At 70.2% G+C, this 25,115-nt stretch carries 26 protein-coding genes and 1 other RNA gene; 8 read left to right on the plus strand and 19 right to left on the minus strand.

Annotated features, from left to right (window positions below; all coding sequences use genetic code 11):
• Positions 1–65 precede the first annotated feature (65 nt).
• The gene (locus AC3EN4_RS28350; RefSeq protein WP_435209249.1) at positions 66–2,861 is read left to right on the plus strand and encodes a TIM-barrel domain-containing protein; all 2,796 of its coding nucleotides are present in this window, start codon (positions 66–68) and stop codon (positions 2,859–2,861) included.
• A 96-nt stretch (positions 2,862–2,957) separates the two neighbouring features.
• Here the strand turns inward: AC3EN4_RS28350 and AC3EN4_RS28355 are convergent, their stop codons facing one another.
• Together AC3EN4_RS28355 and AC3EN4_RS28360 are read right to left on the minus strand one after the other, a co-directional pair.
• Positions 2,958–3,401, minus strand: coding sequence for a MerR family transcriptional regulator (locus AC3EN4_RS28355; RefSeq protein WP_435209251.1), 444 nt, complete (start codon positions 3,399–3,401; stop codon positions 2,958–2,960).
• Positions 3,398–3,754: a hypothetical protein gene (locus AC3EN4_RS28360; RefSeq protein WP_435209252.1), complete on the minus strand. Its 357-nt coding sequence runs from the start codon at positions 3,752–3,754 to the stop codon at positions 3,398–3,400. The genes AC3EN4_RS28355 and AC3EN4_RS28360 overlap by 4 nt, the downstream gene beginning before the upstream one ends.
• 79 nt (positions 3,755–3,833) lie before the next feature.
• Between AC3EN4_RS28360 and AC3EN4_RS28365 the strand changes: the two genes are divergently transcribed.
• Entirely contained in the window at positions 3,834–4,190 is a 357-nt protein-coding gene (locus AC3EN4_RS28365) for a hypothetical protein (protein ID WP_435209253.1), read from the plus strand.
• Between the two features lie 3 nt (positions 4,191–4,193).
• Here AC3EN4_RS28365 and AC3EN4_RS28370 read toward each other — a convergent pair whose 3' ends face one another.
• Entirely contained in the window at positions 4,194–4,484 is a 291-nt protein-coding gene (locus tag AC3EN4_RS28370; protein WP_435209255.1) for a hypothetical protein, read from the minus strand.
• Positions 4,481–4,774: a hypothetical protein gene (locus AC3EN4_RS28375; RefSeq protein ID WP_435209256.1), complete on the minus strand. Its 294-nt coding sequence runs from the start codon at positions 4,772–4,774 to the stop codon at positions 4,481–4,483. Before AC3EN4_RS28375 ends, AC3EN4_RS28370 begins: the two co-directional genes overlap by 4 nt.
• 241 nt (positions 4,775–5,015) lie before the next feature.
• On the opposite strand from AC3EN4_RS28375, the gene AC3EN4_RS28380 reads away from it, so the two are divergent.
• The 3 genes from AC3EN4_RS28380 to AC3EN4_RS28390 all read left to right on the plus strand — a co-directional run bounded on the left by AC3EN4_RS28380 (position 5,016) and on the right by AC3EN4_RS28390 (position 7,455).
• Complete coding sequence (locus AC3EN4_RS28380; RefSeq protein WP_435209258.1) at positions 5,016–5,822, plus strand: helix-turn-helix domain-containing protein; 807 nt, start codon at positions 5,016–5,018, stop codon at positions 5,820–5,822.
• Entirely contained in the window at positions 5,809–6,000 is a 192-nt protein-coding gene (locus AC3EN4_RS28385; RefSeq protein ID WP_435209260.1) for a DUF397 domain-containing protein, read from the plus strand. The genes AC3EN4_RS28380 and AC3EN4_RS28385 overlap by 14 nt, the downstream gene beginning before the upstream one ends.
• Before the next feature lie 363 nt (positions 6,001–6,363).
• Positions 6,364–7,455 carry a hypothetical protein gene (locus tag AC3EN4_RS28390; protein WP_435209261.1) on the plus strand — a complete coding sequence of 364 codons (1,092 nt, stop codon included), beginning with the start codon at positions 6,364–6,366 and terminating at the stop codon, positions 7,453–7,455.
• A gap of 236 nt (positions 7,456–7,691) precedes the next feature.
• On the opposite strand, the gene AC3EN4_RS28395 is transcribed toward AC3EN4_RS28390, so the two are convergent.
• From AC3EN4_RS28395 to rnpB, 3 genes are all read right to left on the minus strand, one after another.
• Positions 7,692–8,384, minus strand: coding sequence for a hypothetical protein (locus AC3EN4_RS28395; protein WP_435209263.1), 693 nt, complete (start codon positions 8,382–8,384; stop codon positions 7,692–7,694).
• Positions 8,371–8,898 carry a transposase gene (locus AC3EN4_RS28400; RefSeq protein WP_435209264.1) on the minus strand — a complete coding sequence of 176 codons (528 nt, stop codon included), beginning with the start codon at positions 8,896–8,898 and terminating at the stop codon, positions 8,371–8,373. Before AC3EN4_RS28400 ends, AC3EN4_RS28395 begins: the two co-directional genes overlap by 14 nt.
• 484 nt (positions 8,899–9,382) lie before the next feature.
• An RNA gene (rnpB, locus tag AC3EN4_RS28405) (RNase P RNA component class A) lies at positions 9,383–9,800 on the minus strand.
• Positions 9,801–9,927: 127 nt separating this feature from the next.
• On the opposite strand from rnpB, the gene AC3EN4_RS28410 reads away from it, so the two are divergent.
• Positions 9,928–10,689, plus strand: coding sequence for a sulfite exporter TauE/SafE family protein (locus AC3EN4_RS28410; protein WP_435209266.1), 762 nt, complete (start codon positions 9,928–9,930; stop codon positions 10,687–10,689).
• Positions 10,690–10,807: 118 nt separating this feature from the next.
• Here the strand turns inward: AC3EN4_RS28410 and AC3EN4_RS28415 are convergent, their stop codons facing one another.
• Positions 10,808–12,040, minus strand: coding sequence for an MFS transporter (locus AC3EN4_RS28415; protein ID WP_435209268.1), 1,233 nt, complete (start codon positions 12,038–12,040; stop codon positions 10,808–10,810).
• Between the two features lie 54 nt (positions 12,041–12,094).
• Here AC3EN4_RS28415 and AC3EN4_RS28420 point away from each other — a divergent pair, with 54 nt between their 5' ends.
• Positions 12,095–12,553, plus strand: a complete 459-nt coding sequence (locus tag AC3EN4_RS28420) for a MarR family winged helix-turn-helix transcriptional regulator (RefSeq protein ID WP_435209270.1) — start codon at positions 12,095–12,097, stop codon at positions 12,551–12,553.
• Positions 12,554–12,847: 294 nt separating this feature from the next.
• Here AC3EN4_RS28420 and mctP read toward each other — a convergent pair whose 3' ends face one another.
• The 7 genes from mctP to AC3EN4_RS28455 form a co-directional block, all read right to left on the minus strand.
• Positions 12,848–14,497 (minus strand): monocarboxylate uptake permease MctP, encoded by a 1,650-nt coding sequence (gene mctP, locus AC3EN4_RS28425; RefSeq protein ID WP_435209272.1) that lies wholly within the window; start codon positions 14,495–14,497, stop codon positions 12,848–12,850.
• Entirely contained in the window at positions 14,497–14,739 is a 243-nt protein-coding gene (locus AC3EN4_RS28430; protein ID WP_435209273.1) for a DUF3311 domain-containing protein, read from the minus strand. Before AC3EN4_RS28430 ends, mctP begins: the two co-directional genes overlap by 1 nt.
• A 143-nt stretch (positions 14,740–14,882) precedes the next feature.
• Positions 14,883–16,040: a bifunctional RNase H/acid phosphatase gene (locus tag AC3EN4_RS28435; RefSeq protein WP_435209274.1), complete on the minus strand. Its 1,158-nt coding sequence runs from the start codon at positions 16,038–16,040 to the stop codon at positions 14,883–14,885.
• Between the two features lie 3 nt (positions 16,041–16,043).
• The gene (locus AC3EN4_RS28440; protein WP_435209275.1) at positions 16,044–16,781 is read right to left on the minus strand and encodes a zinc ribbon domain-containing protein; all 738 of its coding nucleotides are present in this window, start codon (positions 16,779–16,781) and stop codon (positions 16,044–16,046) included.
• Entirely contained in the window at positions 16,771–17,607 is an 837-nt protein-coding gene (locus AC3EN4_RS28445) for a Nif3-like dinuclear metal center hexameric protein (protein WP_435209311.1), read from the minus strand. Before AC3EN4_RS28445 ends, AC3EN4_RS28440 begins: the two co-directional genes overlap by 11 nt.
• 197 nt (positions 17,608–17,804) lie before the next feature.
• A complete protein-coding gene (locus AC3EN4_RS28450) occupies positions 17,805–18,380 on the minus strand; it encodes a flavoprotein (protein ID WP_435209277.1) in 576 nt (191 codons plus the stop codon).
• Positions 18,381–18,393: 13 nt separating this feature from the next.
• Positions 18,394–19,623: a helix-turn-helix domain-containing protein gene (locus AC3EN4_RS28455; protein WP_435209279.1), complete on the minus strand. Its 1,230-nt coding sequence runs from the start codon at positions 19,621–19,623 to the stop codon at positions 18,394–18,396.
• Between the two features lie 248 nt (positions 19,624–19,871).
• On the opposite strand from AC3EN4_RS28455, the gene AC3EN4_RS28460 reads away from it, so the two are divergent.
• Positions 19,872–20,543, plus strand: coding sequence for a bifunctional DNA primase/polymerase (locus AC3EN4_RS28460; RefSeq protein ID WP_355051440.1), 672 nt, complete (start codon positions 19,872–19,874; stop codon positions 20,541–20,543).
• Positions 20,544–20,930: 387 nt separating this feature from the next.
• Here AC3EN4_RS28460 and AC3EN4_RS28465 read toward each other — a convergent pair whose 3' ends face one another.
• From AC3EN4_RS28465 to AC3EN4_RS28480, 4 genes are read right to left on the minus strand one after another with little or no spacing between them, the layout of a single operon-like run.
• Positions 20,931–21,653, minus strand: coding sequence for an FAD:protein FMN transferase (locus AC3EN4_RS28465; protein WP_435209312.1), 723 nt, complete (start codon positions 21,651–21,653; stop codon positions 20,931–20,933).
• Between the two features lie 49 nt (positions 21,654–21,702).
• Positions 21,703–22,305, minus strand: a complete 603-nt coding sequence (locus tag AC3EN4_RS28470) for an FMN-binding protein (RefSeq protein ID WP_435209281.1) — start codon at positions 22,303–22,305, stop codon at positions 21,703–21,705.
• 11 nt (positions 22,306–22,316) lie between these two features.
• Positions 22,317–23,735: a ferredoxin reductase family protein gene (locus AC3EN4_RS28475; RefSeq protein ID WP_435209283.1), complete on the minus strand. Its 1,419-nt coding sequence runs from the start codon at positions 23,733–23,735 to the stop codon at positions 22,317–22,319.
• Positions 23,732–25,114 (minus strand): DUF1501 domain-containing protein, encoded by a 1,383-nt coding sequence (locus tag AC3EN4_RS28480; protein ID WP_422736248.1) that lies wholly within the window; start codon positions 25,112–25,114, stop codon positions 23,732–23,734. Before AC3EN4_RS28480 ends, AC3EN4_RS28475 begins: the two co-directional genes overlap by 4 nt.
• Position 25,115 lies beyond the last annotated feature (1 nt).

The raw sequence follows: 25,115 nt of genomic DNA on the forward strand, positions 1-25,115 counted from the left end.
GCGTTTCCAGCGAGTGACAGCGTTGTCATCGACTCATTTCCTCCATATGAGACGAGGAGCGCATCTTGCTCTATCGGCACTCACCGCGCCGCCGGGCGACAGCGGCCGCCGCGGCCGGCATTCTCGTCACGGGCCTGGCGCTCGCCCCCTCCGCGCCGGCCCAGGCCAAACCGCACGGCGCGCAGGACGGCGCCGTACGGTCGGGCAACGCACGATTCGAAGTGCTGTCCCCGACCCTGATCCGCACCGAGTACCAGAAGGACGGCCGGTTCACCGACGCCGCCACGTTCAACGTCATCGGGCGCGACGACTTCGCCCGTACCCGATTCACGAAGCGCGTCGAGAACGGCTGGCTCACCATTGACACCGGCGCGATGACGCTGCGCTACCGGGTCGGTTCGGGCGCGTTCACCGCCGACAATCTCACCGTGCGGCTCGCGACCGGCAAACAGACCGTGCAGGGCCAGCCCTGGGCCGGTCACACCGCGCCGGCCTGCACGTTCGGCGCGCTCTGCGAGGCCGAGTCGCTGCAACTGAACGGTCCCGGCGTGGCCACCGACCACCAGGGATACACCGGGCGCGGTTTCGCGGCCGGCTTCGCCGCGTCCGGCGACTCGGTCACGTTCGCGCTGGACGCGCCACAGGGCGGCACGAAGCAGCTCGCCGTCCGCTACGCCAACAGCACCGGCGGCGACGGCCAGAACGTGGCCCGCACCCTGACCGTCCGGATCGACGGCGACGCCGGCCGTACGCTGACCCTGCCGCCCACCGCGAACTGGGACACCTGGGACCTGGCCACCGTGCCGGTCGACCTCAGCGCCGGCCGGCACGAGATCAGCGTCGTGCGAGGTCCCAACGACTCCGGCAACGTGAACGTCGACAGCCTCGCCGTGGTCAACCCGGGTGACCCGTTCCCCGCGCCGGCCCCGCCCTCGCCGCAGCCTCTGCGGTTCGGCACCCTGGGAGAGGCCGAGACCGGCGCGCTGACCGGCGGCGCGCGGCCCGCGAACGACCACAACGGCGCCTCGGGTACGGGTTTCCTGGCCGGCCTGGAGAGCACCAGCGCCGCCGTGGCGCTCAGCGTGACCGAGGTACCCGCCGAGGGCGACTACCAGGTGCAGATCCGGTACGCCAACGGCCAGGCCGGCGCCCAGCCGAGCCAGGCGCGCACCATGTCGGTGACGGCGGGAGCGGCGGCACCGGTCACCGCGACCCTGCCGCCGACCAGCGGATGGGACTACTGGAACACCGTCTCCGTCCCGGTCCACCTCGACCGTGGCACCAACACCGTGACGCTGGGCTGCCCCACGCAGGCGAGCTGCAACGTCAACATCGACACGGTCGCCGTCACGGGCAAGGACTCCCCACTGCTCGCCCCGCACGCGCCGCTGGGCGGCTACCGCCGGGGCCTGGACGGCGTGAGCGGTGCCGCGCTCACCGCCCCGGGCCTGCTCTACCAGGACGGCTGGTACCTGCTCGACGACTCGGCCTCGGCCCTGCGCACCACCAAGCCCCGGCCCGCCCCCGAGCAGGACGGCTACGTCTTCGCGTACGGGCAGGACTTCACCCGTGGCCTCAAGGACCTGTCGACCCTGACCGGCCCCACGAAGCTGCTGCCCAAGTGGGCGTACGGGGTGTGGTACTCCGAGTACTACGACCGCACCGCCACCGAGTTCCAGGCCCTGGTGAACCGGGCGAGGGCTGAGGGCGTACCCATGGATGTTCTTGTCCTTGACACCGACATCAAGGCGCCGGACAAGTGGAACGGCTGGAGCATCGACCCCACCCGCATCCCCGACCCGAAGGCGTTCTTCGACTGGGCGAAGAAGCAGGGCCTGCACACCGGCATCAACATCCACCCGAGCATCCTCGGGTCGGACCCGACGTTCGCCCAGGCGCAGGCCACCGCCAAGGGCAAGCTGCAACGCGTGGGCTGCAACGGCGGCCCCGACTGCTACGCGTTCGACTTCGGCGACCCGGACCAGCTCAAGGCGTACCTCGAGCTGCACGACGGAATGCTGCCGAAGAACAGCAAGGGCCCCGACTTCTGGTGGCTGGACTGGTGCTGCGACAACACCAGGTCCTCGCTCGCCGGGGTAACCGGTGACGCGTGGATCAACCAGCAGTACGCCGACAAGACCGGCTTCGCCTTCTCCCGCGCGTACGGGTCGTTGCAGGCCGGCGGCTACAGCAGCCCCACCCCCGTGGCCACCGGCCCGTGGGCGGACAAGCGCACCACGCTGCACTTCACCGGTGACACCACAAGCGACTGGCAGACCCTCCAGATGGAGGTCGGCTACACGCCGGGCGAGTCGGCCGCGACCGGGCTGGCCGCCGTCAGCCACGACATCGGCGGGCACACCGGCGGCCTGCGGGAGCCGGGCAGCGAGCCGGGCAGCACCAAGCTGCCCGACGACCTGTACGCCCGGTGGGTGCAGTTCGGCACGTTCCAGCCCATCGACCGGCTGCACTCCAACCACAGCGACCGGCTGCCCTGGCAGTACGGCCCGGCCGCGAACGCGTCGGCCAAGAAGTTCCTCAACCTGCGCAAGGAACTCCAGCCGTACACCTACGCCGCCGCCAAGGAGGCAACCCGCACGGGTACGCCGATCGTGCGCTCGATGTACCTGGCGTACCCGAACGAGCAGGCCGCGTACGCCACCGCCGGCTCGCAGTACCTCTACGGCCCGGACTACCTGGTGGCGCCGGTGACGACGCCGGGTGACACCGCCACCACGTCGGTGTGGTTCCCGCCGGGCAACAGCTGGACGGACATCTTCACCGGCAAGACGTACCGGGGCGGCACCACGCAGAACGTCACCACCACCCTGGACACCATGCCGGTGTTCAAGAAGCACTGACGTTCTGGCTCGACACCGGCCGGGTGGGGTGACCCACCCGGCCGGGTCGTCTTTTCTGCTGGACTCAGCGTCGGCGTGACGTACCCAGCTCGTCCCTCAACGGCCCCGCGGACGGTGGTCCGCCAGTGCGGCGAAGGGCAGGGGGCAGCAGGTGCTTCCCGCGCAGGCGACCAGGTCGTCACAGCCGGCCGAGATGGCGTCCCGCAACGTGTCGCGGATGACCGTCAGGTCCGCCAACCTCTGCTCGATCTCGACAAGCTTCTCCCTGGCGCGCGCCTGGAGGCCGGTGTCGGACCGACTCCGGTGTTGGTGCCTGCCGGCATCGAGCAGGTCGGCCACCTCGTCGAGGGTGAACCCCAGGCGCTGCGCGGTCTTGATGACTCGCAGCAGGGTGACCGTCTCGGCCGGGTAGAGCCGATGCCCGCCCGGCGAACGCTCCGGCGCGTCAAGCAGGCCCCGGCGCTCGTAGTAGCGCAGGGTCTGCGGGTTGACCCCCGCCGCTTCGGCCAGTTGACCGCTGCGCAGGCGCGACCCGGTCACCTCTCGGTCCGTAGAGACACGGCCCGCTCGGCGAGGGCGTCGAGCACGTCGACGTGAGCCGCCGGCACCCGGACGTCCAGAGAGAGCGAGTCGGGGTCCGACCGGGAAAGGTCGAAGGTGAAGAACGAGCAGCAGGACGACTCTCGGGCCGTCAGGTCCCGTGCCAACTCCTCAACCCGCGCGGCACCGTCGAGCCGCAACCGCAGATGCTGCGTCGACAGTCGGTCGATACCCCGTACCGCGGCGGTGAAGAACCGATCGAACTCGGCGAGCCGCAACGGCCGTTCGGCCGTCGGGAGGGTGCAGGCATCCGGCACCCAGGCCTCGTCCGTCGTGATGTGGCGATCACTCATACCCTCGACGGTAAGCCTGTACCCAGGTATCAGATGCAAGCCCTCACCCACCCGGTGCTCGCCCCCTTACCATCCCTCAGTGATCTCGAATGCCTTCGATACGCGCGGTGGGCTCACCTACGTCGACCGCCTCGACTTCACCCGAGGCAGTCCGCTCAGGGCTGTCCGCCGAATGGCCTGGCCAACGGTCAAGCTGCACGTCGACGACAGCACATTGACCCTGTCATCACGAACCAGCTCGGACACCTTGCGGCACTTCCAGGTGGAGGCACTGCCGCACCGACCTCTACACGGACGGTTCCCGCTGCCGGCGACCGCCGTCTCCTTTCAGGTCAAGGGACGCGACCAGGTTCTGCTCTTCTGGACTCCGCGCGTTGGCGCAGTCCTGCGTAAACTCGCCGATCTCGGCTGGGACGCCGAAGACCCTGGGTTCTGAGCCTCACTCCGTGGCGCGGTCGGGACTGATCAGCCGGCGAGGCCGCCGGGCCAGGGACAACCACCCGAGAAATCTGGCATGCATCGCCGGCAGGTTGGGGCGCATCCCCAGGCCGTACGCGTCGTCGATCGCGTCGTGCATCGACGCGGCCAGGTAGAACGCCAAGGCGATGGAGTGACCGTAGAACTCGGCGGCGAGATTGAGTTGAGCCGGACCGCACGGCCAAGGGGCGGCGCAGTTGCGGCACAGCCACGCCGGACGCATCGGCAGGTGCGGGCGAGGGCGGGTTGTCATCCGACGTGCACCCGGGCTCGCCGGCGTTTGTCCGGCCTGGTCGGTATGACCGGCAGGGCTTGCAAGCGCACGCCCGCACGCCTCACGTACAGCTCTCGTCGCGCCACGGCGTCGCCCGCCGCGTTGAGCTGGTAGCCCTCGATCCAGACCCACCCGTCGTACGTGTGCCGCTCGGGCAACTCGCGGATGACGCGTACGACGATCGGGCGCAGGAACTGCACGCTCGCGGCCGTGGTCAGGTAGACGAGGTCGCCGGCCTTCATCGGCCTCTCGTGCTTGTCGTCGGGCACGGTCCCCCCTTGGTGGCGATGAGAAGGGGCCGCTCCCGTGAGTGCTCGCCCGCCAGAAGCGGCCCCGCTGCGAACGCGACCGCCGGTCTCGTGGTCCCTACCAGCCGCGCCGCCTGGTGACACTCTGCTGCGGAGGCCACTACGCTCGGAAGGTGTTCCAGGTCGCCGGGCCGGAGCTGGCGGAACAGACTCCGGACGTGTAGCGCCTCGGGTAGTCGATCTCCGATCTGAGGAGCGTTGAATGGCTGACGTGCCGAGCCCACTGGCTGACTTCATCGTCGGCGAGATCCGCCGTGCTCGCGGCGCGTCCGGGATGACACAGGACGCGTTCGGAAGGGCGGCCGGCTTTAGCGCGTCACACGTCAGCGCCGTGGAAAGCGGCACACGAGCATTGACGATGGACTTCATCAAGGGCGCCGATCGGGCGCTGAAGAGTGGTGGACTCTTCGAGCGTCTGGCGACGAAGTTCGGCACGCCGTCGTGGTTCCTGCCCTGGCTAGATGCCGAGCGAGAGGCGACCCAGCTTCGCTATTTCGAGCCCAACCTGATTCCCGGCCTGCTTCAGGTGGAGCACTACGCCCGCACCGTCCTACGGACGGACGAGAGCCTCACCGACGACGAGGTAGAGCAGCGGGTACAGGCGCGAATGAGCCGGCAAGCAATCCTGATCGGCGAGCGCCGGCCGCAGTTCGTCGCCGTGCTGGACGAAGGCGCGATACGGCGTACAGGCGATGACCTGGGCGGAATCATGGCTCAGCAGATCGCCCACCTGGTCGCGATGGCCGAGCTTCCACACGTTCACGTCCACGTCGTTCCGGCCGCCAGCGGTCTGCACATCGGGCTGTCCGGACCGTTCGCGCTGGCCCGGTCCAAGGAGGGAATGTGGGTCGGCCACCTCGAAAACCAGCTTGGCGGGGACGTCATCGACAAGGACGATGAGGTGGCTACGCTTCAGGCACGGTGGGAGAGCGTCCGGAACGAGGCTCTACCCCGCCGGCAGTCCATCGACCTGCTGAAGGAAGTGGAGAGCCATCATGGACCTCAGTAACGCTCGGTGGCGCAAGTCCACCCGCAGCGGCGCGAGCGGTGGGAACTGCGTCGAGGTGGCGAGCAACCTGCCCGGTGTTGTGGCCGTGCGCGACTCGAAGGACGCCGCCGGACGGGCCTTGACCTTCGCCCCTGCCGCCTGGGCCGCGTTCGTCGCCCAGGTCGTCGAGCGGCCGTAAACGACGCAACGCACCGCGCTTCGCCCGGTGGCTTGGAAGGCCCTGGCCTGCGGCAAGCGGCCCGGTCGTCATCGCACCGGCCAGCGAGCCACCGTCAGCCGCCGGTGCAGCCACCCGCCGGTCAAACACTTGAGCCACAGCTGATCCAGCCTGATCAGTGGTGCCGGGCCATATCGGACGTGTCGGCGAACTTGGACGGCGACCCCTGTAAGCGGCAGCACAATCAATCTCTCGAAGCTCAATCCTTGGTCGCCTCGCACCCACGCTGCAGCCAAATGTGAAGCCGAATCCATTACTCTCGTCGCGGGGGTAGCTATGGATCAACAGACGTGGGCCGCTTGGGCGTCAGCCGGTGTAGCAACCGTGAGCGCCATGATCGTGCTCGGGCAGTGGCGCGTCCAGCGGCGTCAAGGGCAACTTCAGGAGGCCGAGGCCCACCGACAGCAGGCTGCCGCCTGGACGACCCTCGCCGAGAGCTGGGAGATGGCCTTGCTGCCGGCTGTTGGCATGACCGCCGTGCAGCGGTTCGGTGTGGGCGAAGCAAAGGCAACGCGCTTTATCGAAGCCGTTGAGCGATACAGGGTTTCACGGATTAGGGAGCTTCCCTTTTTCACAGGCAGCGCAGAACCCAGCGACGACTGGGAGAAGGTAATCCGGGAACAAACCATTGCATCAGATGGACTGATTCCGTACCAAGCCGCCGTTCGGCGCGTGATGACCCATTTAGCGCAGACCTCCAGCCTTGTCCTACGGAAACGCCTCTCGCTGGATGCGGTTTACGAAGCTTTTGGCCTAGAGGTAATTCGAGTCGGCGACGATCTACTTGAACTTCTCCGCTCCCGATACGGCCATGGTTCCAGCTGTCCCGCTCCGGACGCCATGGAGTGGGAGTCGTGGAAGGACCTTTCCGCAGCGGAGGTGGTCCGACGCATCGGCTGGGGCGAGTTTCTAGATGTGGCGCGTGGGACCTCTGAACGGATCGCGCTGTTCCTTGATTTGCTGGTGGTGCATGCCATTGAGGTAGGAGACTTGGATGCAAGGTTTCAAAACCCCGGAGGGCTCGCACCTGGTGAGATTCTGGGTGAGCGGAGCCGCCTCGCAGTCGCCTGGCGAGCAGCCAGCCGTTATGGCTTGATGCGTGCCTTCCGCCTGACCTGGCGGCTAGCATCAACAAGTCGCCGCGCCACGCGCGTTACTCACTGGCGTACCATCGATTGGATCAACCGTCTCCAGGAGCGAATTCAATGGAAGCGGTGGCCGCCCGAGCGGATGTTCCTACTCAAGGTCAACGGATCACTACGCTGGCCCCTAGACATACTTATTGCACCAATTCAAGTTGTTGGCGCGGCGTGGCGGTCGCGCAAAGTTGCTGATATACGATTGATGGACGTCCCTGCAATCACTCAGACCGACCTCACCGGCGAGGATGATGCGGAAATGGCTATGATGAGTTAAGGGAGTCGGTTAATAGCGGATCTCCGTCCTCACCGGCGATTGGGACGCCCACTCGATATGCAGCACAGAAGTACAGCGAGGCAGCAACCGGAGGCGCCTGAACCAACTAGCAGGGATTACGGCTGGGCACGAAGCCGCCAATGGCAGCATTGCCGGAAATCCGGATGTTCAGGGCGCACTGTTGTGTGCCGGACTGCCGGCGAAGCGGACGCTCCTATTTTCGTCAACCTCGGTGGTTAGTCCGTGCGGTCGAGCGGCTCCTTCGGCGTTTGTTCGGATGGTGTGGTCACCTCCGGGGCTGGGTCTAGTTCGGCTAGCACCTGAAGCCATGCCTGGACGTCAGCGACGAGGCGGGCGTCGGTCATGTAGTCGACGAGGGGTGCGAGGTCGGTCAAGATTCGCTCGATGTTGAGAAGCCGGTGGTAGTCCTGGTAGTCGTCGGTCACTGTGAGTGCTTGCCATCTCGCCTGCCAGTCTTCACCTGGCTGGACGAAATCATCCTCGGTAAGCGGGGTTGCGCGGAGGCTCGCTGCTCGGGCAGCAGCTTGTTCCCGAGTCATGCCGAAGCTGTCGACAGCCCGCCGGGCGACCGTGTCCGGTCGAGCGCTGGCTGGTAGGTCCTGGACTCGCTGACCGGCATTAAGGGCGATCGTGATGAGCGAGGCGAGTTGTTCGGCCCCCAGCTCTGTTGGAAAGCCGTGTTCTGATGCCAGGTCGATCAGGAACACCGCTAGTGGCATGTCGGCATGGGGCCGATGGTGGGGCCACCCGCAGTGCTGGCGGCGCACATCCGAGGTTGCTTGGTCGATCAGTGCGAACCACCAATGCACGGGACTTACCGAGGCAGGCTTGCGGTCGAGTAGCCACTGCCTGCGTAGCGGCGGATCAATCAGGAGAAGTCTGCGGTAGGTGCCCTCAAACTCTGTCACCCCACGCCTCCCCGGCATCAGGCATTGCTGCGTTGACGACGGTAGCTTGCAGGAGCGGGAACGTCTCGCGCGCGATGTAGCGCTTGAGGCATCGCATGATCTCGGTCTTGGTCTTGCCCTCTGCGGTGCGGCGGGTGACGTAGTCCTTGGTGGGCTGGTGGCAGCGCATGCGGACCAGGGTGATGCGCCAGAGGGCGCGGTTGGCTTCACGATCGCCGCCACGGTGCAGCCGGTGGCGGTCGGTTCGTCCCGAGCTGGCCGGGATGGGGGCCACGCCGCAGAGCCGGGCGAACGCCGCCTCGGAGTGCAAGCGATGAGCGTTGTCGCCGGCGGTCACGAGAAGTTGCCCAGCGGTGTCGACGCCGACGCGCGGCAGCGCGACCAGATTCGGGGCGGCAGCTGTGACGAGGGTAGCCAGGTGGCTGTCGAGGTCGTCGATCTCGGCTTGCAGGGCGAGCCAGCGTCGGGCGAGGCTTCGCAGCGCGACCTTCGTGGCGGTCGTCGGATCAGACACCGTGCCAGGCCTGAGAGCGGCGCAGGCGTGGATGCGTTTTCTTGCCGGCCAGACCGCGCACCAGCTGTCTCACGGGTTCCGGAGCCGTGACGATGAGTCCTTCGAGTTGTCCTCCGGCTTGAATGCGGGCTTTCATCGCTCCGCGGCGGGCGACGCGCAGAGCCCGGATCATCTCGACCCGCGCATCGCGTCTTCGGGGTGCCGGTGGCGCGGCCGGACAGGACCGCCCGGGCAGCGGACTCGGCGTCGATGGCGTCAGTCTTGCCGATCCGGCGGCGGGTGGAGCGGTCCGGGCGACCTTCTTCACAAGATTCTCGCCTGAACCAAGGGCACGCGCCTAGGGTCAAGAATCTGGGCCGCCCGTGGGCCGTGTGAGCCGTCACCGGCCCGGCAATTGCTGGCCAAAGATGACCAATGGCGACCGGCAATACCTGAAGAAACACCAGGCCAGCCGTCATTGGCGGGCGGCTGGCCTCGTGGGCGACGGACGAGTCGACCTGTACGCCGGATTCTGTGCGCGGCGCGTACCCCAAAGGGGTTTCGCGCCGGCGGCGGCCATCCATCTCGGCCTGCCGTTGCCGACAGGCTCTAGCGGCCTACCCGCAGACATCGGGCGGGCAGCCCTCAAGCGTCTGCGCCGGGTCGTCATCTTGCGGTGACGGCCCTTGCTTGGCCTTGCTCCGGGTGGGGTTTACCGAGCCACCCCGGTCACCCGGGGTGCTGGTGGGCTCTTACCCCACCGTTTCACCCTTACCGTCCCCGTTGGGGTCGGCGGTCTGTTTTCTGTGGCACTGTCCCGCGGGTCGCCCCGGGTTGCCGTTAACAACCACCCTGCCCTGTGGAGTCCGGACGTTCCTCGGCGGCGGGCCGAAGCCCGCCGACGCGACCGCCCGGTCGACTCGTCCGTCGCGCTCCCATCCTAACGACGGCCGGGCTGCCGGTATTGCCGCCCCGCCTGGGCAAGATCGGGCAGCTCATGGGCGATCCGGCGACGCCAGCTCGGAGGGCGAGGGCTAGCCTCGTGGGGCTATGGATCTCTCCCACGCCGCGCTGCTGCTCGCCGCCGGTCTCGCCGCGGGCACGGTCAACGCGGTGGCCGGCGGTGGTTCGCTGATCACGTTCCCGGCGATGATCGCGATCGGGTTGCCGCCGGTGCCCGCCAACGTCAGCAACTCGGTCGCCGTGTTCCCCGGGTACGTGGCCAGCGTGGCGGGCAGCCGGCAGGACCTGCCGCGCCCCCGCGCGCTCGCCACGTTGGTGCCCACCACGATCGTCGGCACGATTGTCGGGGCGTTGCTGTTGCTGGCGACTCCGGCCCGCGCGTTCGAGCTGGTCGTACCCTTTCTGGTTCTCGGCGCGACCGCGGTCCTGGCCTTCCAGGATCCGCTGCGCCGCCTGGTCGGTCACCCGCGGGACCTGTCGCCACGCCGGCGGACGGTCGCGGTCCAGACGATGGTCGCGCTCGGCGCGGTGTACGGCGGGTACTTCGGCGCGGCGCTCGGGGTGATGCTGGTCGCCGGCCTGGCGCTGGTGCTCGACGCGACCCTGGCACGGGTGAGCGCGATCAAGAATCTGCTCTCGGCACTGGTGGGGTTGACCACGCTCGTGATTTTCGCCCTGTTCGGCCCGCTGAACTGGGCGGCGGTCGCGGTGGTCGCGCCCGCCACCCTCCTTGGGGGGTACGCGGGCGCGCGGCTGGTCCGCCGACTGCCGCCGGTGGTGCTCAAGACGCTGATCGTGATCTTCGGTACGACGATCGGCCTCTACCTGCTCTACCGCGCCCTGCGCTGACGCGCCCCGACGCCGAAGATCCGCGCAACTACCGGGAAACTGCTGCCTCGGACGGCGTTGAGGCAGCAGTTTCCCTGATAGTGCGCGGATCTTGGAGCGGGCCCCCGAGGCCAGGCCCTCAGTACGCCTCGCCCACCGGTTCCTCGGGGGCGTGCTCGGCGTCGGCGGCGGCGCGGTTCCAGCGGGACCAGAGGACCCGTTCGCCGTAGCCGGCGGCCATCAGGTGCGCGAACGCCAGGTAGACCAGCACCCCGACGGTGAGCACCCCGAAGCCGACCCAGAACGGCAGCGCCAGGGACTGCTCGGCGAGCTTGCCGGAGATGATCGGCGCGGGCGCGGCGGCGCCCCAGCGGACCAGGTTGAACGCGCCGGTGGCGAGCCGGCGGTCGCTGGAGCCGAGGCCGAGCGCCAGGTCGGTGAGGTTGGCGTTGGCCAGGCCCATGCACAGGCCGGCGAGCACCAGCACCACGAGCGCCTCGGCGGTGCTGGTGGACGTGGCGAACAGGACCATGCAGACCAGCAGCCCGGCGATGGCCACGCCGACGGTCTGTACCGCGCCGATCCGGTGGGCCAGCTGGTGGCCGATCACCAGGATGCCGGTGGCCAGGCCGAGCCCCCAGCCGGTGAATGCGAGGCCCAGCGGGATCACGTCGAGGCCCAGGAAGAGCGGCGTGTAGCCGAGCACGACGAAGAACACGAAGTTGTACGCGGCGGTGACCGCACAGAGCGCGATGAACGCCGGGCGACGGTAGGTGGCGAAGATCTGGCCGAGGCGTACCGGGGCCTGACGGTTCGTGGGCTCACGCAGCTTGCGGGCGGCCACGGCGAGGGCGAGGACCATGAACACGCCGCAGACGAAGAACGGCAGCCGCCAGCTCACCTCGCCGAGCAGGCCGCCGATCAGCGGGCCGACGGCGAAGCCGAGACCGAGGGCGGTCTCGAAGAGGCCGACCACCCACTCCCGGTCGACGGCCAGGTTGACCAGCACCACCATGGCGGTGGCGAAGAACATCGCGTTGCCGAGGCCCCACACGCCGCGCAGCACGGAGAGCTGCACGATGTTGTCGCTGAACGAGGCGAGGATGGCGGCCAGGCCGACCACCGAGACGCCGGTGACCAGCACCGGCTTGAAGCCGAACCGGCCGCTCGCGAGCGTCGCCGGGATCATCCCCAGGGCCATGACCGCGATGTACGCGGTGAACAGCAACTCGACCTGCCAGGCGGTGACCCCGATCGCCTCGCCGATGGCGGGCAGGATCGGGTCGACGACGGCGATGCCGGCGATGGCGAGGAAGGCCACCAGAGTGGTGGCGTAGATGGCACTGCGGTTTGGTTCGGATGACCGATCCACTCCGACTCCCCAATTAGCTGTATCGTACAGGTATTTACCCTGTATCCTACAGCTATGAGCGACGACGACGAGAGCACCCTCGGACTGATCGAGACCGAGGTGGCCCTGCTGATGCGCTTCGGCGAGGCCACCCGGCGGGCCACCGGCACCGCCGAGCACCGAGTGCTCGACCGAGCGGCTTACGTCATCCTGCGACACCTCGACGCCGCCGGCCCGCAGAACGTCTCCGCGCTCGCCGCGCGCCTCAACCTGGACGGCTCGACGGTGACCCGACAGGTCTCCGCCCTGCAACGCGACGGCCTCATCGCCCGCGCCCCCGACCCAACGGACGGGCGCGGCACCGTCATCTCCCCCACGACCGCCGGCCTCCAGCGGATGGCCGCCGTGCAGGCCGCCCGCACCCGCCTCTACGGCGACATGCTGTCCGACTGGAGCCCCGAAGACCGCGAAACGCTGGCGCGACTCCTAGGCCGCCTCAACCAGGCCCTGATAAACCGCAACCGCCAACGCTGACCGCCAAGATCCGCGCAACTTCACCGATGCTGCTGCCTCCGGCGCCCCCAAGGCAGCAACATCCCTGAAGTTGCGCACCCCAGCCCGGCGCTGCCCCGCACTCGTTCGCCGCCAAGATCGCGCAACATCCTGGTTGTAGTGCCATCCCCGCCGCCCGACACCACTACAACAAGGATCGAGCACGATCTTGAAGGGGTGAGCGACGGGCGACGCTTCGCGACCGGGCGCCAGACGCCCCCGGGCGCCTGCCTCGCGGCGGGCGCCCGGGGAACGGGAACGGGAACGGGAACGGGGTCAGGCGACCGGCTCGCGGGCCGAGTTGACGTCGCGGTCGGCACCCGGGGTGACGCGGGGGTCGCCCTCGTCGGCGAAGTAGTCGTCCGGCTCGGTGCCGTCGACTCCCTCGGGCGCCTTCACGGCCCGCAGGATCAGCGTCAGCAGGGCGGCGACGGCCAGGTTGACCAGCACCGCCACGATGCCCACGTAGATCGTCTTCTTGGTGTCGAACCCGAACTCGGACAGCGGGAACGCCGAGCCGCCGAAGTGCTTCTTCGTCGGGCTGGCGACCTGGTACAGCATCCACATGCCGAGGCCCATGCCGGCGGCCCAGCCGGCGATCAGGGCGGTGCGGTGAAACCAGCGGGTGTAGAGGCCCAGCGCCACCGCCGGCAGCGTCTGGAGGATGATGACGCCGCCGATGAGCTGGAGGTCGATCGAGAACTGCGGGTCGAGGAAGACGATGCAGGCGACCGCGCCGACCTTGACCACCAGGGAGGTGATCTTCGAGACGTTGGCCTCCTGCGCGGCGGTGGCGTCCTTCTTCAGGTACTCCTTGTAGATGTTGCGGGTGAACAGGTTCGCCGCCGCGATCGACATGATCGCCGCCGGCACCAGCGCGCCGATGCCGATCGCCGCGTACGCCACCCCGGCGAACCAGTCCGGGAACTGCTGGTCGAACAGCAGCGGCACGATCGTGTTGTTGTCCACGCTGCCGGCCGAGGCCCCCGGCAGCGGCTTCACCCCGGCCGCGATGGCCATGTAGCCGAGCAGCGCGATGAGCCCGAGCAGCAGGCTGTACGCGGGCAGCGCCGACATGTTCCGCTTGATCACGTCCCGGTTCCGGCTGGCCAGGACGCCGGTGATGCTGTGCGGGTAGAGGAACAGGGCCAACGCCGACCCGAACGCCAACGTGACGTACTGAAGCTGGTTGTTGGCGTTGAGCAGGATGCCGTCGTTCGGGTTCGGTGACGCCTGGAACTTCGCGTCCGCGGCGTCGAAGATGTCGCCCCAACCGCCGAGCTTGTACGGCAGGTAGATGACCGCCACCAGGATGACGATGTAGATCAGGCTGTCCTTGACGAACGCGATCAGCGCGGGCGCGCGCAGCCCCGACTGGTAGGTGTACGCGGCGAGGATGGCGAACGCGATGATGATCGGCAGGTGCCGGGCCAGGGCGCTGTCGCCCGTCACGCCCATCGTCTTGAGCACCGCCTCGATGCCCACCAGTTGCAGCGCGATGTACGGCATGGTGGCGACGATCCCGGTGATCGCGATGAGCAGTGCCAGCACGGGCGAGTCGAACCGCCGCCGGACGAAGTCGGCCGGGGTGACGAAGCCGTGCCGGTGCGAGACCGACCAGAGCCGGATCAGCACCAGGAACACCATCGGATAGATCACGATCGTGTACGGCACGGCGAAGAACCCGGCCGCCCCGGCCCCGAACATCAGCGCCGGCACCGCCACGAAGGTGTACGCGGTGTAGAGGTCACCGCCGACCAGGAACCAGGTGATCCAGCCGCCGAAGCTGCGCCCGCCCAGGCCCCACTCGTCGAGGTGTGCCATGTCCTTCGGCGCGCGCCACCGGGCGGCCACGAAACCCATCGCGCTGACCAGCAGGAACAGCAGCGAGAAGACGATGATCTCGGTGAGATGGTCGCGCCACATCAGCGGGTCCCCCGCTTCTTGGTCATCTGGTAGACCAGCGTCGTGGTGGAGACGCCGAGCAGGATCCAGGCCAGTTGCAGCCAGTAGTAGCGGGGGAAGCCGAAGATCCGGGGCGCGTCACTGTTGAAGAACGCCGGGACCAGCGGCACCACGATGGGGATCAGGAGCAACCAGTTCCAGGGGCTGTGGTCCTTCGCCCTGGACGACGCCGTGGTAGGCGCCTCCGGTTCGGGTGCAGCCATCTGACACACCTCCGGGGAGTCGAGGCACTCGATGTAACGGCCGGAGGCTACGACTCTGTGACCGCCGTCACGATCAGGGTGCGGACGGCGCTGCGCCGAACGGCGCACGGTTTGCGCCGAACGGTGGAGGGTGGGTGCGCTGCTCAGGCAGCGGGCAGGTGCGCGGTGTCGTTGACCGTGCGGACGGCGATGCCGCCGTCGGGCCACAGGTCGAGCACCGAGATGCCGGCCGCGTCCAGGAACAGCCGGTGCAGGAAGCCGTCGGTGGCGGCGAGGGCGTCGCGCAACGCCAGCTTGATCGGCGAGACGTGCGAGACGACCACCACGGTCTCACCGGGGTACGCCTTCGGCAGCGCGTCGACGACCCGACGCACCCGTTCGGCCACCTGGGTGAACGACTCGCCGCCCGGCGGGGCGATCCGCGTCGAGGCGAGCCAGGCGTCCATCTCACCCGGCCACTGCTGGCGTACCTCGGCGAAGGTACGCCCCTCCCACTGCCCGAAGTCGCACTCGATCAGGTCGGCCTCGGTGCGGACCGGCACGGCACCGATCGCGTCGGCGATCGCCGCTGCGGTGGCCGTACACCGGGACAGGGGTGAGCTGAGCACGGCCGCGACGGACGGCGCCAGCGCGGCCACCCGCGCGCCGGTGGCCGCGGCCTGGGCCCGGCCGCGCTCGGAGAGCGGCACGTCGCCTCGGCCGGAGTAGCGGCCCTGCTCGGTGTACGCGGTCTCGCCGTGCCGCACGAGGATCAGGCGGGTGGCGGTGAAGCTCGGACGGGGCTCCCAGGAGGCCGGCGCGGTCGCCGGGTCGCTGCCCGTCGACGCGCCCCCGGCAGGCACGCTGGCCGAGGCCGGTGCGCCGAGGGAGGCCGGCGCGGCGGGCCGGCCGGCGGCGGCGTCCATCGCGGCGTTGGCGAGCGCGTCGGCGTGCCGGTTCTCCTCGCGCGGGATCCAGGTGAAGCGGACCGCGCCGAAGCGGCCCACCAGCGCGGCCGCCTGAGCGGCCAGCGGACGCAGGCCGGGGTGCTTGATCTGCCACCGGCCGCACATCTGCTCGACCACCAGCTTGGAGTCCATCCGGACGTCCACCTCGGTGGCGTCCAGCTCGGCGGCGGCCCGCAGACCGGCGATCAGACCCTGGTACTCGGCGACGTTGTTGGTCGCCGTACCCAACGACTCGGAGCGCTCGGCGAGCACCTCGCCGGTCTCCGGGTCACGCACCACCGCGCCGTAGCCGGCCGGCCCGGGGTTGCCCCGGGACCCGCCGTCGGCCTCGACGACGACCACGCGCGGCGCCACGACCTACAGACCCGACTCGTTGGTACGGACCATGATCCGGCGGCAGTCCTCGCAGCGGACCACGTCGTCCGGGGCGGCCTTGCGGATGCGGGCCAGGTCGGCGCCGGAGAGTTCCAGCCGGCAGCCGCCGCAGCGGCCGGCGGTGAGCAGCGCCGCGCCCAGCCCGGTGTCCTCGCGGATCTTGTCGTAGAGGGTGACCAGCTCGGCCGGGAGGTCGGCCGCGAGCGGCTGCCGGGCGCTCCGCTTGAACTCCTCCTCCTTGGCGATCTCGGCCAGCGCGTCGTCGCGGCGCTGTTCGGTGGCGGCCCGCTTCTCCCGGGCGTCGGCGAGGCGCTGCTCCACGCCGTCCAGGACGCCCTGGGCGGTCTCCCGCTGTTCCATCAACTCCAGCTCGGCGTCCTCCAGGTCACCCTGACGCCGGTTGAGCGAGGCCAGCTCGTGCTGGAGCGCCTCCAACTCCCGGGCCGGGCCGGTGCCGGCGGCGAGCCGGTTCTGGTCCTTCTCCTTGCGGGCGCGGACCTGGTCGACGTCCTTCTCCAGCCGGGCGATGTCCCGGTCCAGGTCGTCGACCGCCACCTGGGCGCGTACCCGCTCGTCCTCCAGCGACGACAGCTCCCGGGCCAGTGCCTCCAGTTCGGCCCGCTCCGGCAGCGACCGGCGACGGTGCGCGAGCTGGGCGAGGTTGGTGTCGAGCGCCTGCAGGTCGAGCAGGCGGCGCTGGACCTGGGGGTCAGCCTTCACGGTCGGGCTCCTTGTCGTCCACAACGGGTGCGGCGGCGTGCACGGTCCACGGGTCGGTGTCCAGGTCGGACACCAGCGTCTCGACGCCCGGCGCCTTCCGCAGGAAGGCGGCCAGGTCGTCCAGCCACGGTCGTTCGGTCGCCCAGTGGGCGGCCTCGATCAGGGCGGGACCATCGGCGGCGACGTGCTCGCTGGCCGGGTGGTGCCGCAGGTCGGAGGTGAGAAACGCGTCCACCCCGGCGGCGGTCGCGGCGCCGAGGAAGCTGTCCCCCGACCCGCCGCTGACGGCGAGGGTACGAACCATACGCCGGGGATCGCCCGCGGCGCGAACTCCCCAGGACGTGACGGGAAGCACGGCGGCGGCGTGCCGGGTCAGCTCGGCGAGGGTCATCGGGTGGGGCAGGTCGCCGATCCGGCCGAATCCACGGTCGTCGCCGTGCGCTGGCGAGCCGGGCGCGGGCCGTTGCAGCGGGCGTAGCCCGGTCAGGCCGAACCGGGCCGCGAGGGCGTCCGAGACGCCCGGGGAGGCCACGTCGGCGTTGGTGTGCGCCGCGTAGAGCGCCACACCGGCCCGGATCAGCTCGTGGACGATCCGGCCCTTGACGGTCGTCGGCGCGACCGACGACACCCCGCGCAGCAGCAGCGGATGGTGCGCGATGATCATGTCGGCCCCGACGGTCAGCGCCTCGGCGACCGTCTCGGGCACCACGTCGACCACGCAGAGCACCCGGCGGACCGGGGCGGTCGGCTCGCCCAGCACCAGGCCGACGCGGTCCCAGTCCTCGGCCCAGGCCGGCGGGTAGCGGCGCTCCACCTCGGCCACCACGTCGCTCACCGTGGGCGCGGATCGGCTTGTGCTCACGGCGGGCCAGCTTACCGGCGCGGAGGCCCGCAGGCGGTGACACCCGGCCCCGGCCGCGCCGGTCGGCGGTCCGGCCGGCCCTCGCCGGGCCGCTAACCGGCGACGCCGTTCGAGCCGCCGGGGCGGCAGCGCCGCCGACGTGCCGGCCCCGGCGGGCAGGCTCAGGCGGCGCGGTACGCGACGGTCCGCAGGGCGGCCAGCGGCATCGCCCAGGGGAAGGCGTGCATGTGCTGCTCGCCCGTGCCGGGTGGGTGCAGGGCGACCACGTGGTCACCGAAGAGCACCGTGATCCCCCAGTCCGCCAGCCGGGCCACGCCGGCCCGGAACGCCGGATGGGCGGCCATCGCGACGTTGGTGTACGGCACCGCGACGATCGGTATGCCCTTGCCCTGCGCCTCGACGAGCAGGCCGAGGGCGAGGGTGTCGGCGATGCCCGCCGCCCACTTGTTGACCGTGTTCACGGTCGCCGGACAGACGACCATGGCGTCGGCGGGCGGCAGCACGTCCGGGTCACCGGGATTCTTGTAGTGCGTCCGCACCGGGTGGCCGGTCTGCCGGACCAGGGCCGTCTGGTCGACGAACTTCGCGCCGTCCGGCGTGGTGACCACGCAGACGTCCCAGCCGTCGGCCTGGGCCAACTCGACCAGGCGGCCGACGTGACGGGCCAGCGGCGACCCGCAGGCGATGACGTAGAGCACCGCACGGTGCTCGCTGGTGTGTGGTGCGCCGGTCGTCACACCGGCTCCGCGCTCATACCCCTACTCCCATCTGCTCAGCCAACTCCGCTATCGGAGAAGGTGGCGCACCCCGTGTGCGACGAAGCACGTCGGACATCACCTCGTGGGCGATCGGCCGGCAGCGGATCTCGGACGGCGCGAGCCGGTCACCGAGCAGCAGCATCTCGCCGGCGTTGGCCACGTCGCCGATCTGGGCGTACCCGCGGGCGATGTCGAGCAGGTGGTGGGCACGACGTTCGGGCAGCAGCGCGTTGAAGTCGGGCTCGGCGATGCGGAGTTGGTGGACCTCCACCGCGCGGCCCCCGTCGCCCAACTCGACGGCGGCGGCGGCCCGGTGCAGCTCGACGTTGGTCGGGCCGAACGAGGTCCAGTAGTGGTTGTGGTCGCCGCCGAGCAGGGTGGCGGCCTCCTGCGCGCAGCTGATCAGGTCGTCGACGCTGGCCGAGTCGCCGATCCGGGCCGCGGCCATCGCGCCCTGCAACAGCAGCATCCCGTAGACCGAGAGTCGGGCCGGTGAGACCTCGTTGCTGCCGCCGGGCGCCAGCCGGTTGGCGATCTGGACGTTCAGCTCGAGCGCCGGCCGGGCCCGGCCCATGGCGACCAGCGCGTTGCAGACCCGGGTGGTGGCGATGCCGGCCAGCAGCGGGTCGTCGGCGCGTTGGGCCACCGCCATCGACCGGTCGGCGGCCAGCCAGGCCAGCTCGAACTCACCGAGCTTGCGCAGCACCGAGGAGGCGATCTGGTAGACCTGCCCGAGCAGGTGCGCGGCCTCCGGGGCCTGCGCGCCGGCGTACGCGGCGTCGGCCGCCTGCGCGTCGCGCAGCAGTTTGGGCAGCGCGCGGGTGAGCATCCCGTACCGGCCGTACTGGTAGGTGAGCCAGGCGTGGTTGACGGCCTTGCGCATGTCGTCCAGCGGGGGCGGGTACGGCACGGCGTCGAAGTACGCGCTCATCGAGTCGTACCGTTCCAGGGCGGCCCGGATCTCCTGCACCTCGACCTGGTCGATGCAGTTCAGAGCGTCCGTACGCCGCTCCGGGTCCCGGCCCATGAGCAGTTGCACGTCCATCTGGAGGATGTCCGCGATCTCGTAGAGGACGGAGAACTTGTCCAGCCGGCGGACGCCCCGCTCGACCTTGTCGACCCAGCTTTTCGACTTGCCCAGGCGGTCCGCGAAGACCTGCTGCGACATCTTGCGCCGCCCCCGCCAGTAGGCCACTCGCCGTCCAATGGGTAGCTCGTCCATCTCCCCATCCCTCCCCCTGCCGCCGCCGATCGGGCGGGGCGCTGTCCGCGGGTGCGGCGATTCAGTCGTTCGTCTTGCAGTTTTCGCTGGTCGCACAGCCTGTACGTCAGCCGGACAGCCAGTCCTCGTACTTTTCGTGCAAGTTGCACGAGCCGTTCGTCAACCTCAACGATCGTGGGTTACGGCAGTGACGGCGCTCGAACTGCGACCTGGCGTCCGCCGGGCCCGACCGAGGGGAGATGGCACACATGTGGGGGAACGTCGGACCACGCGTCGCCGAACTGTCGCCGCTGGAACGCGTCCGGCTGCGCCGGGTCGCCATCCGGTACGCCGTGCACGGTTGGGAGGTGACGCCCGGCGCCTGCCTCGCCCGCAGCCGATTCGTGTGCGGCCGGGCCGGCTGTCCCACGGTCGGCTGCCACCCCGCGCTGGAGAACTGGGAGCTGGCCGCCACCACCGACCCGGCCCGGGTGGCCACCTGGTGGCGGACCCGCCCACACGGCGTCCTGCTGCCCACCGGGCGCACCTTCGACGTGCTGGAGGTGCCGGCACACCTCGGCCGGCACGTACTCGACGCGGTGCAGACCCACCCCGCCGGCACCGGCGTACGCGGGCCCGTGCTGGTCACCCCCACCGGCCGGTGGATGTTCCTGGTACGGCCCGGTGACCCGCTGCGGCCGGAGTTGGAGCACTGCTTCCACGTGGTCCGGCACGGGCCGGGTTCGTGGATCCCCGCGCCGCCGACCCGTCTGCCCGAGGGAACCGTACGCTGGGCGGTCGCCCCTGAGCAGGCCCGCTGGCAGCTTCCCGACTCGTACCTCGTGCAGAACACCCTGATCGAGGCGCTGCGCGCCAGCGGGGTGACACTCACCCACGACCTGCTCCCCGGCCACCTGCCGCTGCCCCGCCGGGGCCGGTGAGCCGGGGCCGGCCGACGATCCGATCCGGTGACCGACAACGTCGCCGGGCCACCGGTCCTCGTTGAGCAGGCGACGGCGCGAACGCGCGCCACGAACGGGGGAACGATGCCCACACACGACCGCTCGCCGTATCCCGGCGGCACCGAGCCGCCCCGCCGCGGCCAACGAGGGCACCGCTGGGCGGGCACCCGCCCGACGGGCTCCCGCCCGGGCCGCCCACGCCCCACCGGCACCCGCCCCGCCACCACCCACCGCCCCCTCCGCTAAACCCCCCACCCCGCGCCGCCCCACCCCACCCCGCCGATCTTGCACTTTGTGTCGCGGCATTCCCCACCACAAGGGACGGATCGGCAACCGAAACTGCAAGATCGCGGGGAAAGGGGTGGGTCAGACCGTTTGCGGGAGGGTGGCGGAGTGGTACTGGCGGGCGTCGTCGGTGATGACCGCGTAGGTGTGGTCGGTCAGCCGGTCCAGCCAGCCGATCCCCGCCGCGCCCATGGCCAGGGCGGCGGTGGCGTAGGCGTCCGCGACACCCAGGTCGCTGCCGACCACGGTCACCGAGCGCAGCCCGCTGGCCGGGGCGCCCCGGCGTGGGTCCAGCACGTGCCGGCCCCGCTCGTACACCCCGGAGGTGGCCACCGCCAGGTCGGTGCCGGCGAGCACCAGGCAGGTCGCCATCTCGTCCCACGGGTGCCGGATGCCGATGCGCCACGGCTCACCGGTCGGTGAGAAACCCCGTACACGCACGTCACCACCGGCGTTGACGCAGTGGTTCGCCGCGCCCGCGGCGAGGAGCCGGTCCGAGGCGACCTGGGCCGCCCAACCCTTCACGAACCCCGACGGATCGAACCCGCCGGTGGCGTACGCGTCGAAGAACCCGTCGGTGACGCCCCACAGGTCGGCGCACGCCGCCAGCACGAAACGCAGGTCCGCCGACGCCTCGGAGAGCAGCACCTCGCCCCGGTCGAACCGGCACACCTCGCTGTCCGACTTGTACGTGCTGAACCGGGCGTCCACCTCGTGCATCCAGGCGAAGACGTCGTCGGCCAGTTCACGCAGCCGCGCTGGAGACAGGTCGTCGGCGAGGTCCAGCGTGATCGTCGTACCCATGATGTGCTCGACCCGGCACAACCCGGGCCGGGTCATCGCGGCCGGCACGTCAGAACGCCTGCTCGATGGCGGCCCGCAGGGACGACTTGTACGCGTTGCTGGTGGCGGTGGCGCCGGAGACGGTGTTGAGGTTGGCGCTCTGTTTCTGCACCACCTCGCCGCCCGTGCCGTTGTAGGCGTTGCGGACGTCGCCGCTGTGGATGTCGGACTCGCCGCCGCTGGGCAGGGACAACGTCACCGCGTCGATGATCTTGTTGCCGGAGACCACGATCTGCACCTGCACGTACCCGTAGTCGTCGGCCGTGTCCACGGGCGGCCCGGTGACCCGGCGGGTGGTGGGCTGCTGCGGCGCCTTGGTGGTCTTCGGCGCGGTCGGGGCCTTCGCGGTGGTCTTCGTGCCGGACGGCTTGGCGGTCGTCTTGCCGGGCTTCGGCGACGCAGGCGCGTCGGTGGTCTCCGACGGCTTCGGCGCCGCACCCGACGGGTCGGCGGCCGGGGCGACGCTCGGGTCGACGCCCGGTCCGCTGGGGTTGACCGGTTGCGCGGTCGGCAGGTTCTGAGCGACCTGGGTGGTGCCCGGCGAGCCCTTGAGCACCACCAGGGCGGTGGTGCTGGCGGCCAGGCCGGTGATCGCGAGCAACGCGCGACGCATGCGATGCCTTCCTACAGTTCGAAGGTGGCCAGGTGGATCTGCCGGCGGGGCACGCCGGCCCGGCGCAGCGCGCGCACCGACTGCTCGACGAGTCCGGGCGGTCCGCAGAGGTAGACGTCGCGCCGGGCCACGTCGGGTACCAGTTGGCGCAGTCCGTCCGGGCTCATGAGCTGGCGCGGGCCGGGGTCGTCGCGGGAGCCGATGACGTACCAGATCGACGTGTCGCGTTCCTGGGCCAGCCAGTCCAGCTCGCGGCTGAGCAGCACGTCGGCCGGCGTACGGGCCCGGTAGATCAGGGCCGCGCCCGGCGGCAACTCCTCGAGCATCGCCCGGATCGGCGTGATGCCGCTGCCGCCGGCGATCAGCAGCGCCCGTTCGCGCAGCCGGTGCGCGGCGGTGAAGGTGCCCGACGGGCCCTGCGCCCACACCCGGGTACCCGGGTCGAGGTCGCGCAGGTCGGCGGTGTGCCGGCCGACGACCTTGACGGTGAGCCGCAGCCAGCGGCCGTTCGCTGCGGCGGAGACGGAGAACGGGTGCGACTGCCACCAGCAGCCGGGGGTGAGGAAGCGCCAGCGGAAGTACTGACCGCCGAGCATCGCGAGCCGGCCCAGCCGCTCCCCGGTGAGGTAGATGGAGATGGTGTCCGGGCTCTCCGCGACCACGTCGGCGACTCGCAGCCTGTAGCGCAGGTTGAACGCCAGCGGCGTGATCACCCGTCCCCACAGCAGCGCGGCGACCACCAGCAGGTAGAGCGCGATCCAGCCGGTGCGTACCGGGCCCGGCTTGTAGAGCTGCGCGCCGTGGCTGAACTGGTGCCCGTAGCCGAGCAGCAGCACCAGGTAGCTGGAGCGGTGCAGCAGGTGCCACAGCTCGTAGGGCAGCGCGCGCCGGATGGCCCGGACGCTGCTGAACCCGACCACCATCATGATGCCGGTGGCGATGAAGGCCGAGAGCATGTCCTCGTAGCTGCCGAGCAGTGTGCCCACCTCGGCGAACACCGAGTGGTTCCGCAGGTCGGCGTAGCCGACGAGGATCAGCGACAGGTGCGCCAGCACGGTGACGAGCAGCGTCGCGCCGATGTCGCGGTGCCAGCGGCCGATCTGCTCGCCGCCGATCCACCGTTCCAGCGCGGGCAGGCGACTCATCATCAGCACCTGCACGAGCAGCAGGTACCCGGCGATCAGCCCGGTGATCCGGCCGCCGGCGGTGAGGGTCGCGGCGGTGCTGCGCAGCGAGCCGGCGGGGGTTCCCAGCCACCACGGCAGCACGCTGGCCACCAGCCCGACCAGCAGCAGCACGGCCAGCAACCGCCGGCCGCCGGGTCCGCGCCGCTGCGGGACCTGCGGGGGTACGGGAGCAGCCGACCGGCCGCCGTGCCGGGACGAGGTCCCGGTGCGGCGGCCGGCGGCGTGGGTGCCCGGGTACGTCACGCGTACAGCTTCATCGGGGCGTACTTCATGCGCGGGAACACCTTCTGCACCTCGGCGTTGGTGAGCCCGAAGCGACCCTGCGCCAGGGAGCCGTAGACGTTGAACATGTTGTTGTATTCCGGCACGTCGCCGGAGTCCAACTTGCTCAGGCCGTTCCAGGTGCCCAGCAGCGATCCGGCCAGCTTCTTGCCGGACAGGACGGTGACCACGCCACCGTGGCCGTGGTCGGTGCCGCCGGTGTTCGAGCCGACCCGGCGGCCGAACTCACTGGACACCATGATCGTCACGTCGGCGGCCTGCGGGCCGAGGTCGGTGAAGAACGCCGCCATCGCGCTGGCCAGCTCGTTCAGCCGGCGGTGCAGCTGGCCGCCGCTCTGGGTGCCCTGGTTCTCGTGGGTGTCGTAGCCGCCCATGCCGACGGTGGCGACCCGGACGTTGGCGCCGCCCTTGATGAGCTGGGCGAGCTGCTGGAACGCGTTGCCGACGCCCTCGTACTTGACGCCCTCGGCGGGCTGGTACGGCTTGGCGGCGAGCTTCTGCGCGGTGGCGAGCGCGCCCATGCCCTCCTGCACGGCCTCCTCGACCGGGTGGTTGATCCCGGTGAAGAGTCCCTTGATGGCCTTCTCGGTGGCGGCCCGGTACTTGTCGTCGCCGTTGAGCCGCAGCGAGCCGACGCTGTTCAGCGAGAGCGCGCCGTTGTTGCCGACCAGCGAGCGGGGCAGCGTGCTGCCGATGCCGACGCTGCGGAACGCGGTGCCCTTGCCGAGGTGGTCGACCAGGCCGTCGAGCCAGCCCCGGCCGCCGGTCTCGTTGGGCAGACCACCCAGGTTGCAGGCGTCGGCGGCCTGGAAGTGGCTGCGCGACAGCCGCTCGTCGGAGACCGCCGGGATGAAGCCGAGCTGACCGGCCTTGAGGAAGCTCTCCAGCGGCTTGAACGCGCTGGTCAGCTTGAAGCCGCGGCTCAGGGCCAGCGAGTCGTTGCCGAGCAGCAGGTCGGGCCGGGCCTTGGCGAGCACCGGGTCGTTGTCCGGTGCGACGAGGCTGAGCCCGTCCAGGCCGCCGTACAGGAAGACGTGGATCAGCGTGCCGGTCTTGGTGGCCGCGAACGACGCCGAGGTGGTGACGAACTGGGCGGTGGCCAGTGCGGTGGCGGTGGCCGCGGCACCGGCGACGAACGTGCGTCGGGTGACGCCGCGCCCGTCCTGCTGGGCCTCCTCCAGGTCCTCCAGCCGGCGGTAACGGTCGGCCTCGGCCGCGTTCTCGGCGGCCACCAGGTCGGCCTCGGCGCGCAGCAGCGCCTCGGCCGGGTTGTCGGCCAGCCGTCGCACGTCGGGGCATTCGGGGTGCAGGGGGAAAGAGTTGTACACAGTCTTCTCCATC

The organism is Micromonospora sp. bgisy143 (genome assembly GCF_057708145.1).